Source organism: Streptomyces sp. Ag82_O1-12 (assembly GCF_900182715.1).
In the GTDB taxonomy this organism is placed as follows: Bacteria; Actinomycetota; Actinomycetes; order Streptomycetales; family Streptomycetaceae; genus Streptomyces; species Streptomyces massasporeus.
Map to the genome: position 1 here is coordinate 1003726 of NZ_FXUW01000001.1, position 13038 is coordinate 1016763.

Sequence of the window (13038 nt, forward strand, 5' to 3'; positions counted from 1 at the left end):
TCGTCGGCTCGGGCCGACGGCTCGTCTCCGGGCCACCGGTCAGGCGGCGCAGTGCGGCAGTCCACCGTTGAACTCGGCCATCTCCCGCAGGGAGGCGCCCACATCGACGCGCTCCCCCGGGGCGAGTCCGTCGAGTTCCGCGAAGGCGCGATGCAGATTGCCCACCAGGCGCTCGGCGTCGACGAGCGCGGCGAACGGCCCGAGGTCCGCGTGCTTGGCCGTCTCCAGGACGGTCCTGCCCTCCCGCCGGCCGCCCTCGGCCAGCCGGCGCAGCCACCGCAGATACGCCTCGGTGGCGTCGAGGACCTCCGGCCCGCCCGCCGGCCCATGGCCGGGGACGACGATCTCCGGTCCCAGGCCGCGCAGTTCGGCCAGGGCCCGCAGGGACCCCTCCACGGAACCCATCAGGACGTACGGGGTGACGCCCGACCAGGCGACGTCCCCGGTGAAGAGCACGCCGCGCCGCGGCACCCAGGCGACCACGTCGCTCGCCGTGTGGGCCGGACCCACCCGTGACAGTTCCACCGTCAGTTCGCCCAGCCGCAGCGTGAGCCGGTCGGTGAACGTCGTGTCGGGCAGGGTGAGTTCGGGCTCGCCCCAGTCGACGTCAGGCCAGATGCCGCACAGCGCGAGGCCCGCTTCCGCCATGTCGGAGCGGGTGAGCTCGTGGGCGATGACGGAGGCCCGCGGTGCGAACTGGTCGTTGCCGAAGACGTGGTCACCGTGGAAGTGGGTGTTGACCACGGCGTCCGGCCCGCCGGGGGCGACCCGTTCCACGGCCTCGCGCAGGCGTCGCGCCCGTGCCCGGGTGGCCGCCGTGTCGATCAGCACCGCCTGCCCGCCGGCCGCGATCAGCCCCGCGTTGTTCACGCACCAGCCGCCGGGCAACTGTTCGTAGACATGGACGCCTTCGGCCACTTCACGCAGGGCCGGGGGCGCCGCCGTGCCGGCGGCCACGCTCAGACCACCTCCGAGAAGCGCTGCAGCGTCTCACCGGGGCTCGGCCCGTCCAGCGCCTGGAAGATGCGCTCCGCGTCAGGGCCGTGCTTGTCCAGCCGGACGTGCGCGAGCTCGATCCGGGTGCGGCCGGGGCCGGCCGGTGTGAAGACGACCTCGATCTCGCTGGCCCGCTCGTCGTCCGGCACCGACTGCCACCGGCCGTCCACCCGCCAGGTCAGACGCAGTCCGTGCGGGGGGTTCCACTCGAGCACGGTGCCCCAGTCGATCTCGGTGCCCTCCTCGTCCCACTCGTAGTAGCGACCGCCGGCCTTCGGCTCCATGGCCAGACCGGCCCGGGGCTTCGACAGCAGCACGTGCGAGGGCGGCCACCAGTCCGCCATTCGCTCGGTGAACACCTCGAAGCAGCGCTGGGGGTCGGCGTCGACCTCGACCCACTTGCGGACATCGGGTACGGAACCGTGCGGCATGAACTCTTCCTTCCGCCGGGTGCAGGAGTGTGCCGCCACCGTCATCGGGCCGCCTCGACCTCGTGTGGAGCACGGCTCGAACCCCCCGGGGCCGTCCCTCGGCGCGTGGCGCGTTCCAACGCCACTGGACCGTGAGTCGAGGACCGCGGCGCAGGCTGGCGGGCGAGCACGGTCCGTCCGTCCCGAGTGGTGCCGCGAGCGGCACGGAACGACACCGGCCCGCGCCATCCGACTCATCGTCACCGCGAAGGAGCCTCATGGCCCGAAGGGCAGTCATCACCGGAATCGGCGTCGTCGCGCCGGGAGGGATCGGAACCGAATCCTTCTGGCGGCTCCTCGTCGAGGGCAGGACGGCGACCCGTACGATCACGCAGTTCGACGCGAGCGGACACCGCTGCCGCGTCGCCGCCGAGTGCGACTTCGATCCGCTCGCCCTCGGTCTGACCCCGCAGCAGGTACGCCGCACCGACCGGGTCTCCCAGCTTGCCATGGTGGCGGCCGGCGAGGCCCTCGCCGACAGCGGCCTGGAGATCGACGGTGCGCTCGCCGAACGCACCGGGGTGGCCCTCGGCAGCGCCGTGGGCGGCACCACCACCATGGAGCGGGAGTACTCCGTGCTCTCCGAGGGCGGCCGGAACTGGGTCGTGGACCCGTCGTTCGCGGTGCCCCACCTGTACGACTACTTCCTGCCCAGTTCCATCGCCTCCGAGGTCGCCCGCACCACGGGCGCCCTCGGGCCCGCCTCGGTGGTGTCCACCGGCTGCACCTCGGGCATCGACTCGGTGGGCTACGCGGCCGAGCTGATCCGGGACGGCGAGGCCGACGTGATGGTCACCGGCGCGACCGACGCCCCCATCTCGCCCATCACCGTGACCTGTTTCGACGTCATCCGGGCCACATCCGCGCGCAACGACGACCCGGCCACGGCGTGCCGCCCCTTCGACCGGACCCGCACCGGCCTGATCCTGGGCGAAGGGTCGGCCGTACTGATCCTGGAGGAACTGGAGCACGCCCGGCGGCGCGGGGCGACGGTCTACGCGGAGGTGTCCGGGTACGCGGCGCGCTGCAACGCCTACCACATGACCGGACTGACGGCGGAGGGCCGGGAGATGTCCGAGGCCATCGACCTGGCCCTGGCGGACGCCCGGGTCGATCCCGGTGCGGTGGACTACGTCAACGCCCACGGCTCCGGCACCAAGCAGAACGACCGGCACGAGACGGCCGCCGTGAAGCGGAGTCTCGGGCAGCACGCCTACGACACGCCCATGAGCGGCATCAAGTCCATGATCGGACACTCCCTCGGCGCGATCGGATCGCTGGAGATCGCGGCGTGCGCCCTGTCCATGCGGCACGGCGTGGTCGTCCCCACGGCCAACCTGCACGAGCCGGATCCCGAGTGCGACCTGGACTACGTGCCGAACACCGCCCGGGAGAAGCGGCTGGACGCGGTCCTCACGGTGGGCAGTGGTTTCGGAGGTTTCCAGAGCGCGATGGTGCTCACGAGTCTGGAGCGGACCGCAGCATGACCAAGGACGTCGTTGTCACGGGTGCGGACACCGTCGCACCGAACGGAGTCGGCCTGGAGACCTACTGGGCCGCAGCCCTCAAGGGCGTCTCGGCGATCCAGCCCATCAGCCGGTTCGACGCCACCGGCTATCCGGTGCGGCTGGCCGCCGAGATACCCCCGTCCGGCGCGGAGAGCACCTTCCCCAGGAAGCTGCTGCCGCAGACCGACCGGCTCACCCAACTGGCCATGATGTGCGCCGACAACGCGCTGGCCGCCGCCGTGGTCGACCCCGCGGACCTCCCCGAGTTCGGCGCCGGGGTGGCCGTCTCCAGCGCCAGCGGCGGTCTGGAGTTCGGCCAGCAGCAGTTGCAACGGCTGTGGGGCACGGGGTGGGAGTCGGTCAGTCCCTACATGTCGTTCGCCTGGTACTACGCCGTCAACACCGGGCAGATCTCCATCCGGAACGCGCTGCGCGGCCCCAGTGGTGTCGTCGTCTCGGAGCAGGCCGGTGGCCTGGACTCGATCGCCTTCGCCCGCAGGAGGGTCCGCCGCGGGACGCCGGTCATGCTCACCGGCGGATTCGACAGCGTGCTCTGCCCGTACGGCGTCTCGACCGTGTCCGTGGCCACCGGAGTGAGCCACGGGACCGACCCCGAGCGGGCCTACCTGCCGTTCCACTCCTCGTCCTCGGGGTTCGTGCCCGGGGAGGGCGGTGCCGTCATGGTGCTGGAGTCCCGTGCGTCCGCCGCCGAACGCGGTGTGCCCGTGCTGGGCTCGGTCGCCGGTCACGCGGCCGCCTTCGACCCGGACCCCTCGGGCTCCGGCGGCGACGGACTGGCGCGGGCCGCGCGCGGTGCGCTGGCGGACGCCGGACTGCCGGCCGGGGCCGTCGACGTGGTGTTCGCCGATGCCGCGGGCAGCCCGGATCTCGACCGGGCCGAGGCGGAGGCCCTGACCGGTCTGTTCGGAGCCGGCGGGGTGCCGGTGAGCACGCCCAAGGCGCTGGTGGGACGGCTGATGTCCGGGGGGTCGGCCCTCGACGCGGTCACGGCCCTGCTCAGCATGCGCGACGGGCTCGTCCCGCCCGTGCCCGGCCTCGCGCCCGAGGAGGTGGACCCGCGCATCGACTTGGTGGTCGGGGAGCCTCGCGGTGGGGAGTTCCGCACGGCGCTGGTGCTGGCGCGCGGCCACGGAGGCTTCGCCTCGGCGATGGTCCTCACGGCGCCCTGAGCGCACAGGCCTGGGGCCCGGCTCGTACGAGCCGGGCCCCAGGCCTGTGCGGGCCCTCCTGTTCGGCGGCCGGCGCCGGAAGGTCAGCGCCGTTTGCCCGTCGGAACGACGTACCGGGTGAACAGCAGCTCCCGGATCACGTCGTCCCCGCCCTCCACCAGACCGACGTAGCGCAGGTCGCGGACCAGCTTCCCGATGGGGTGCTCGTGGGTGTAGCCGAGACCGCCGAACATCTCGGAGCCGATGGTCGCCACCTGCCAGCCGGCCTGGCCGCAGTACATCTTCGCGGCCAGCGCGGAGCGCAGCGTGCCCACCCGGTACAGGGCCCCCGCGGCGTCGCCGCCGGCCAGGTAACCGTCGAACTCCTCAGCGGCCGCGCGGCACTGGTTGCGCATCACGTCGATCAGCATCTCGATCTGGCCGAGCTTTCCGGCGAAGACCGCGTTGCGTGTGAGCGGTGCGCCGTGCACCCGTTTGGACGCCGCGTACTCCATGGCCAGGTCGCGCACCCGGCGGGCCATGCCGATGGCGGTCGCGGCGATGAGGATGCGGCTGGCGTTGAGCCCGATCTCCAGCAGCCGCAGACCGTTCCCGGGCAGACGGTGATCGGCCGGTACGGCACAGTCGCGCAGCGCGACCCGGTAGGTGGCCGAGCCACGCATGCCGATCATGTTCCAGCGCTGGTCCAGTTCCACGCCCTCGGTGTGCCGGGGCACCAGGACCACGCCGAAGTCGGCGTCGTCGGCGGCGTCCCGGGCGACGACCAGCAGCAGGCCGGCGGCGTCGGTGTTGGTGGAGAAGTACTTGTCGCCGGTGACGACCACGCTGTCCCCGGCGCGGCGGCAGGTCGTCGTGATGCGTCCGAGTTCGCTGCCCGCCTCCTCCTCACTGGCGAGGATGCCGAGGACGCCGCCGTCCCGGGCCAGGCGCTCCAGGTGCGGCCTGGTCAGGTCGTCGGCGCCGGAGAGCTGGAGCATGGTGGTGCCGAGCACGGACAGGAAGGAACCGAAGGCGAAGCCGGCGTCTCCGTAGGACAGTTCCGAGACGATGTCCACGCTGTCACGCAGCGAGACGCCCTGGCCCCCGTACTCGCCGGGTATCCACCAGTTGGCCAGCCCGGCCTCGGCCAGGCGGACCGAGGCCGGGGTGGGAGCGGGCGGGAGGGTGTCGAAGTGGTCCGCCGCCGGGAGGACCTCGGCGTGTACGAACGTCCGTACGCGGTCGAGGATGTCAGCGGCCCGCGCCCCGGTACCGGGGGACGCGGGCTGGACCGAAGCGGGCGCGGCCACCGTCACGCGGCCTGCGTCAGGCGGCGGTTGAAGACGTCGAGGAAGTCCCCGGGCGTGTCGAGGCCGGAGGCGTCGTCGTCCCCGAGCTTGACCTGGAAGTGCTGTTCCAGCGCGCTCGTCGTGGCGATGACGGCGAGCGAGTCGAAGCCCAGGTCGGCGAGGGGGGTGTCGCGGATGTCGCCGGACAGGTCGATGGTCTCGTCCTCACCGACGGCGCGCAGCAGGAATCCCTTGAGTTCGTCGATGGTCAGCTCTGCCATGGGGGCTCTCCTCGGTGTGGTTCTCGGGTGGTGGGGTGCGGCACGGATCGCGTGGGCGGGCCGTGTGGGTCGGAGCGGATCCGGCCGGATCCGGTCAGCGGGATTCGGCGAAGGCGCGGGCCCTGGCCAGCGTGGCCCGGCTGTTGGAGCTCAGGGAGTGCTGTACGGCGTCCCGGGCGGCCTGGAGGGTGGCGGGGGGCGCGGGGAGGGCGGCGATGCCCTCGGGGTCGAGGAGCACCTGGTGGCGGGCGGTGACCCGGACCGTGCCGTCGGCTGCGTCCTCCACCAGCCACTCGCCGTTGTGGGCGCGCAGCACGGGGGGCAGCTTGGTCTGCTTGTAGACGATCTGCCGCTGCGGGAAGCAGACCCGGCCGGAGACGGTGGTGTGCACGGAGCCGTCCGGTGCGCGGGTGTCCATCTCCATGTACTGCAGGCCGGGCTCCTTCTCCCGCAGGTCCAGCCGGACGACGTGCCCGAGACGGTCCGGCCACTTCGCCGCGTCCTGGAGGAAGTCGTAGACGTCGGCGGCCGAACCGGTGATCACCTCGGTGTCGGAGAAGTCCAGCAAGAGGTCCTCCTCGGTCCCGGACCGCTCGGCCGCCAGGCGCAGGTGGTCCAGCTCCGAGACGCTGTTGGTCTCGACGGCCTCGGCGATGCGCGCCAGGGCGGCCGGGTCGTCGCCGACGGCCCGGTAGTGGTGGTCGAGGACCACCGTGCAGGCCTTGTCGCCGCGTTCACGGACCTCCCAGCGGCCGCCCATCGCGGCCACCGGATCGGCGGGCCGGGTCTGTTCGAAGCGCACGCTGCGCGCGGCGGGGTCCAGTCGGCGCCGGGACTCCCAGGTGCGCACCTCGCCGTGGGCCACGGCCCAGATGCGGATGTGTTCGTCGCTGTCGTCGCCCCGCGTCCGTTCGGCGCGAACGGTGGGCGGGAAGTACAGCGGCCACAGGCGCACATCGGAGACGACGCGGTACACGGCGTCCGCCGGTGCCTCGATGTCGATCCTGTGCGTCACCTGCGTCGCCTCGGTGTCGCTCATGACGGGCTCTCTCCTCACCATCGGGTGTCGTCGGGCGGGTTGGGGCCGGGGGGCCCGGCGCTGTGGGGGCCGGCGCGTTGGGGGGACCGGCGCGCGTGGGGAGGCGGCGTGTGGGGGCCGGGGACGGTCGCTCGCCGGTCCGGGCGCGGGCGTTCCTCGGCGGGTTCACACGGTCGTCTCCGGTGCGGTGCCGGGGCGTTCGCCGGTCCTCGCGGCGCGCATGTATGCCGCCAGGGCTTCGGGCGTGGGGTTGTTGAGGACCGCCTCGGCCGGCATCCGTAGACCGGTGGCCGCGTTGAGCCGGTTGCGCAGGTCCACGCTGAGCAGCGAGTCGAAGCCGAGTTCCTTGAAGGAGTCCGACGGTGCGACGGTCACGGCCTCGGTGTACCCGAGGACTTCGGCTGCCTGGGCGCACACCAGGTCCACGAGGCTTCCCGCCGTTGGGCCGGCCGCCCGGGGTGCGCTGTCCGTGGTGGCCGTGGCCGTGGCCGTGGCCGCCGGGCCGGGTCGGGGGGCCTCCCCCAGTCCGCGGAAGAGGGCGGCGGCGCGGGTGCCGGGGCGGATCCGCTCGGGCACGGGGCTGAATGCGGTCACCGCCGGCCGCGGCGACGCCATGGCCTCGTCGAGCAGCCGCAGCGCGCTCTCGGTCGTCATGGGCGCGATCCCGATGGCGGCCAGAGCGGCCACGTCCGTGTCCGTGAGGTGGGCCGTCATGCCGGTGCGGTCCTCCCAGAGCCCCCAGGCCACGGAGGTCGCCGCCAGCCCCTGGGCCCGGCGGTGCTGGGCGAGGGAGTCGAGGAAGGCGTTGGCCGCCGCGTAGTTGGCCTGGCCCGGTCCGCCGATGACCCCGACGGCGGAGGAGAACAGCACGAAGGCCGACAGGTCGAGGTCGCGGGTGAGTTCGTGCAGGTGCCAGGCGGCGTGCGCCTTGGGCGCCAGCACCGCGCGCATGCGGGCCGGGGTCATCGCTCCGATCAGCCCGTCGTCGAGCACGCCCGCGGTGTGGAAGACGCTGCCCGGGGCGTACTCCGCGATCACCTTGGCGAGTGCGTTCCGGTCGGTGATGTCGCAGGCCAGGACATGCGCGGTGGCGCCCAACCCGGCGCATTCCGCGACCAGTTCGGGAGCTCCGGGCGTGGCGGGTCCGCGGCGGCTGAGGAGGACGACCTCGCGGGCGCCGTGGGCCGTGACGAGATGGCGGGTCAGGACCGCGCCCAGGCCGTCGGCGCCGCCGGTGACGAGGACGGGGCGGCCGGTGTCGAGGGTGCGGGGCATGCTGAGGGCGAGCTTGCCGTGCTGCCTGGCCCGGCTGAGCAGCCGCAGCGGACGCTGCCCCGCGCGGACGTCCCAGGTGCGCAGCGGCAGATGGGCCAGGGCCCCGCCGCGGAAGAGGGCGATGAGCTCGTCCAGCACCTCGCCGATCCGCTCGGGGGCGACGCCCAGGATGTTGTACGCCTGGTAGGTGACGCCGGGATACTGCTCCTGGATCCGATCCTTGTCCCTGATGTCCGTCTTGCCCATCTCGGCGAAGCGTCCGCCGGGGGCCAGCAGGCGCAGTGAGGCGTCGACGGCCTCGTTGGCCAGGGAGTTGAGGACGACGTCCACGCCCCGGCCGGCGGTCGCGTCCCGGAACTCGTGCTCGAAGGCGAGGGAGCGGGAGGACGCGATGTGGTCGCCGGGCACACCCCGGTCCCGCAGGATGCCGTGCTTCGCGGGCCCCGCGGTGGTGAAGACGTCGGCGCCGAAATGGCGGGCGAGCTGGAGGGCGGCGAGGCCGACTCCGCCGGTCGCGGTGTGGATGAGCACCGACTCGCCCGGCCGGACGGCGGCGACGTCCACCAGGCATTGGTAGGCGGTGATGAACACGATGGGCACGCTCGCGGCCTGCGCGTCGCTCCAGCCGTCGGGAACCCGCCGGACCATGCGTTCGTCGGCCACGGCGACCGGTCCGAGGGAGCGTTCGAAGACACCGAAGACCCGGTCCCCGGGCACGACCCGGGTGACGTCGGCGCCGACCTCGGTGACCAGGCCGGCTCCCTCGCTGCCCATGGTCTTCTCCGTGGCGACCAGCCCCAGACCCACCGCGATGTCACGGAAGTTGAGGCCCGCCGCCCGCACCTCGACGCGGATCTCCCTCGGGCCGAGGGGCCGGGTGGCCTCCGGGTGCGGGATCAGTGCCAGGTTGTCCAGGGTGCCCTTGGCCGTGACGTCGAGTCGCCAGGCGGAGTGGCCCCGCGGTACGGGCAGGCCGTCGTCGGTCGCCGGCCGCAGTCTCGGTACGTGGACCCGGCCCTGGCGGATCGCGGTCTCGGGCTCCGCCAGCGCGAGGGCCGTGGGCAGGGCGGCCACGGAGGCCGGGTCGTCGTCGATGTCGACCAGTTGGAAGGCGCCCGGGTGCTCGGCCTGGGCCGCCCTCACCAGTCCGCCGACGGCGGCTGCCGCCAGGCCCGGCAGGGTTTCGCTCCCGGTGACGTCCAGCGCTCGGCGTGTCACCACGGCCAGGCGGGCCCGGGTGAACCGGTCGTCGCCGAGCCACTGCTGGAGCAGGTCGGTGACCTCCCCCGTCAGTCGCTCCACTGTGGCGGGCAGGGCTTCCCCGGCGGTCCGCGGCACCTCCGGGTGGACGACGAGGACGGGCGGGACCGTCGTGGGCAGTGTCTCCAGACCCGGGACGTCACGCGCGGCTCCCAGGCCGGGTGCCGAAAGGCTCGCCCAGTCCGGCAGCGGAGGCAGGTCGTCCACGGCCGCCCGCTCCCAGGTGAGTTCGAGGCTTGTGGCGCCGCCGTCGGGCCCGGTGGTGCCGGTCAGGGGACGCAGGACGAGCGAGCCCACCGTGGCGACCGGCCGGCCCTGTTCGTCCGTGCAGAACACCGAGAGACCTGTCGCGCCGGCCGTCGTGCGCACCCGGAGCGTACGGGCCGTGGAGGGCGGCAAGGTGACGTCCCGCCAGGTGAAGGGGACGTTCAGGTCGTCACCGGTGCCGAGGAGCGCGGCGTGCAGGGCGGCGTCGAGCAGGGCAGGATGCGCCGTGGCGGCCACGCCGCCGGGCACGTCCTGCTCGAGGGTCACCTCGGCGTACGTCTCGTTCCCGCGCGTCCAGGCCCGCCGCAGGCCCCGGAACGCCGGCCCGTAGTGGTAGCCGCGCCGGGCCAGCCGGTCGTACGCGTCGGCCGGTTCGACGGGTTCGGCGTCCACCGGCGGCCACGTGCCCGGCGGCACCTCGGGGGCGGTGCCCCCGGCGGGGGCCAGGACGGCGGTGGCGTGCTCGGTCCAGGCGGTCGTGTCCGGGGCGCGGCCGTGCACCGAGGCGGTGCGGCGGCCCGACGCGTCGGCGGGCTCCAGCAGCACGCGGATCTCCACGGTTCCCTGTCCGGGGACGGGCAGCGGCTGCGCGACGGTCAGCTCCTCGATCCGTGGGCAGCCGACGCCGGCTCCCGCCTCCGTGGCCAGGGACAGCAGGGCGGTGGCCGGGACCAGGGCGGTGTCGCGTACGACGTGATCCGTCAGCCAGGGCTGCCGGGCCGGGCCGAAGGCGGCCGACAGGACGGCCCGGCCGTCCGGCAGGGTCACGGGACCACCGGCGGGGGCCGCCTGCGCGGAGCCGGCCGGCGGTGCGCCGGTGACCCAGTACCTGCTGCGGCTGAAGACGAAGCCCGGCAGCTCGATCCGGCGGCCCTCCGGCTGGACGGAGGAGAGGTCGGCCGGCACGCCGGCGGCGTGGGCCGCGGCGGCCGAGGTGAGGAATTGACTGAGCCCGGTCCCCCGGCGGATCGAGCCGATGACCGTGCCCCGCACGCCGGCGGCGTCCAGGATGTCGGAAAGGGCCATGGTGAGAACGGGGTGCGGACTGATCTCCAGGAACGTGCGGTGCCTGCGCGCGACGAGCCGTTCCACCGCGGTCCTGAAGCGCACCGTGCCGCGCAGGTTGTCGTACCAGTAGGAGGCGTCCAGGACCGTGGGGTCGACGGCCTCGCCGGCCAGAGTGGAGTACACGGGCACGGCGGAGGGGCGTGGGAGGACGCCCGTCAGCTGCCGGGCGAGCGGTTCCCTGAGGACCTCGACGGCCTCGGTGTGGGAGGCATAGTCGACATCGATGCGGCGGGCGTCGACGTCCCTGCGCGCACACTCCGCGAGGAGCGTGGTGAGCGCCTCCTGGGGCCCGGCGACGACGGTGGCCCTCGGGCCGTTGAGGGCCGCGACGCCGATGCCGGCGGCGCCGTCCACGGCATGGAGCAGGTCCCGGGTCTCGTCGGCGCCCAGCGGAACGGAGACCATTCCCCCGGTGCCGGCGAGGGTGTGCAGGGCCTTGCTGCGCAGGGCGACGATCCGGCAGGCGTCGGCGAGGCTCAGCGCGCCGGCCACGTGGGCGGCGGCGATCTCGCCCTGGGAGTGGCCGACGACGGCCGCCGGGCGGACACCGACGCTCTCCCACAGCCGCGCCAGCGACACCATCACGGCGAACAGGGCGGGCTGTACGACGTCCACCCGCTCGAGCGCCTCCCCGCGCAGCGCGTCCTGGAGCTGCCATCCACAGTAGGGCAGGAGCGCTTCGGCGCACCCGGCCATGCTGTCGCGGAAGACCTGGGACTCCTCGCACAGCGCGAGCCCCATCTCCCGCCACTGCGAGCCCTGTCCGGGGAAGACGAAGACCGGGCCGGTGGAGTCGCAGCGGGCCTCGCCGCGGAGCACGGTCGGGGACCGGTAGGTGCCCGGGACGGCCGGGACGGTGTCGCCGCGGGCGAGCCGCTCGAGCCCAGCGGACAGGTCGTGTGCCGTGTCGGCGACCACGGCGGCGCGGTGGGTGAAGCGGGTGCGGCCGCGCAGGACGTGGGCGACATCCTGCGGGGCGGTGCCGGGAGCCCGGGTCAGGAAGTCGGCCAGTGCGGACGCCTGCAGGCGAAGGGACTCCGGGCCGGGAGCGGACAACGGCCACACAAAGGGGCCTTCGGCCGGGCCGCCCGCGGGTCCGGGTTCGGCGTCGCCCTCCTCCAGGACGAGGTGGGCGTTGGTTCCGCTGATCCCGAACGAGGACACGGCGGCCCGCCGGGGCCGCTCGCCGCGCGGCCAGGGACGTTCCTCGGTGAGCAGGGCGAGGCCGCTGTTCTCCCAGTCCACGTGTGGGCTGGGACGGTCGCAGTGGAGGGTGGCGGGGAGGACCCCGGCCCGCAGGGCCTGGACCATCTTGATCACGCCGCCGACCCCTGCGGCGGCCTGCGTGTGCCCCAGGTTCGACTTCAGGGAGCCCAGCCACAGCGGGGACCCGCCGGTGCGTTCGCGGCCGTAGGCCGCCGCCAGGGCCCGCGCCTCGATGGGGTCGCCGAGGGGGGTTCCGGTGCCGTGCGCCTCGACGGCGTCGACGTCCTCGGCCCGCAGGCCGGCCGCGCGCAGGGCGCGGTCGATGACGTCCTGCTGGGCCGTCATGTTCGGGGCGGTGAGCCCGTTGCTGGCGCCGTCCTGGTTGACTGCGCTGCCGCGGATCACGGCGAGGACCCGGTGGCCCCGGGCGACCGCGTCGGGCAGGCGTTCCAGGAGGAGCAGTCCGGCGCCCTCGGACCACGCGGTGCCGTCGGCGTCGGCGGAGAAGGACTTGCACCGCCCGTCCGGGGAGAGGCCGCCCTGGGCGCTGAAGTCGATGAACATGCCCGGGGTGGGCATCACCGCGACGCCTCCGGCCAGGGCCATGTCGCACTCCCCCTGGCGCAGCGACTGCGCTGCCAGGTGCAGGGCGACCAGGGACGAAGAGCAAGCCGTGTCCACGGTGATGGCGGGGCCGCGCAGCCCGAACCAGTAGGCGATGCGGCCCGAGGCCACGCTCGGGGTGCTGCCGGTGATGCGGTAGCCGCCGGCGCCCTGGTTGTCCTCGTGCAGCCGTGGTCCGTACTCCTGCGCCATGGCGCCGACGAAGACCCCGACGTCGGCGCCGGCGAGCGACTCGCGCCCGAGTCCGGCCCGTTCGAAGGTCTCCCAGGCGACTTCGAGGAGGACGCGCTGCTGCGGGTCCATGCCGGCCGCCTCACGCGGTGCGATGCCGAAGAACTTGGCGTCGAACAGGTCCGCGTCGTGCAGGAACCCGCCGTGCCGCGTGCTGGACGAGGCGGTGGAGTCGGCGGTGGTCCCACCGGCCGCCTCGAGGTCCCAGCCGCGGTTGCCGGGGAACTCGGTGATCGCGTCGCCGCGCGAGGCGACGAGGCGCCAGAGGTCGTCCGGGGTGGTGATGCCCCCGGGGTAGCGGCAGCCCATGGATACGATCGCGATCGCGTCCTGCTCGCCGTGCGGAGAAGCCGGT

The 13038-nt window shown here is 73.8% G+C and carries 7 protein-coding genes and 1 pseudogene; 2 read left to right on the forward strand and 6 right to left on the reverse strand.

Annotated elements, in window-relative coordinates; genetic code table 11:
- Positions 1 to 39: 39 nt before the first annotated feature.
- Together QOL88_RS04615 and QOL88_RS04620 are read right to left on the reverse strand one after the other, a co-directional pair.
- Positions 40 to 957, reverse strand: a complete 918-nt coding sequence (locus tag QOL88_RS04615; protein WP_257027501.1) for an MBL fold metallo-hydrolase — start codon at positions 955 to 957, stop codon at positions 40 to 42.
- A 2-nt stretch (positions 958 to 959) separates the two neighbouring features.
- Complete coding sequence (locus tag QOL88_RS04620) at positions 960 to 1427, reverse strand: SRPBCC family protein (RefSeq protein WP_179878770.1); 468 nt, start codon at positions 1425 to 1427, stop codon at positions 960 to 962.
- Positions 1428 to 1684: 257 nt separating this feature from the next.
- On the opposite strand from QOL88_RS04620, the gene QOL88_RS04625 reads away from it, so the two are divergent.
- A complete protein-coding gene (locus tag QOL88_RS04625; RefSeq protein WP_097215208.1) occupies positions 1685 to 2953 on the forward strand; it encodes a beta-ketoacyl-[acyl-carrier-protein] synthase family protein in 1269 nt (422 codons plus the stop codon).
- The gene (locus tag QOL88_RS04630) at positions 2950 to 4164 is read left to right on the forward strand and encodes a beta-ketoacyl synthase N-terminal-like domain-containing protein (RefSeq protein WP_097215209.1); all 1215 of its coding nucleotides are present in this window, start codon (positions 2950 to 2952) and stop codon (positions 4162 to 4164) included. The genes QOL88_RS04625 and QOL88_RS04630 overlap by 4 nt, the downstream gene beginning before the upstream one ends.
- An 83-nt stretch (positions 4165 to 4247) precedes the next feature.
- Here the strand turns inward: QOL88_RS04630 and QOL88_RS04635 are convergent, their stop codons facing one another.
- From QOL88_RS04635 to QOL88_RS04650, 4 genes and pseudogenes are all read right to left on the reverse strand, one after another.
- The gene (locus tag QOL88_RS04635; protein WP_257027502.1) at positions 4248 to 5459 is read right to left on the reverse strand and encodes an acyl-CoA dehydrogenase family protein; all 1212 of its coding nucleotides are present in this window, start codon (positions 5457 to 5459) and stop codon (positions 4248 to 4250) included.
- Entirely contained in the window at positions 5456 to 5713 is a 258-nt protein-coding gene (locus QOL88_RS04640; protein ID WP_031110855.1) for an acyl carrier protein, read from the reverse strand. Before QOL88_RS04640 ends, QOL88_RS04635 begins: the two co-directional genes overlap by 4 nt.
- A gap of 94 nt (positions 5714 to 5807) precedes the next feature.
- Positions 5808 to 6752, reverse strand: a complete 945-nt coding sequence (locus QOL88_RS04645) for an aromatase/cyclase (RefSeq protein WP_097215210.1) — start codon at positions 6750 to 6752, stop codon at positions 5808 to 5810.
- Positions 6753 to 6917: 165 nt separating this feature from the next.
- Positions 6918 to 13037: pseudogene (locus tag QOL88_RS04650) on the reverse strand (type I polyketide synthase); the annotation flags it as partial.
- Position 13038: the final 1 nt, after the last annotated feature.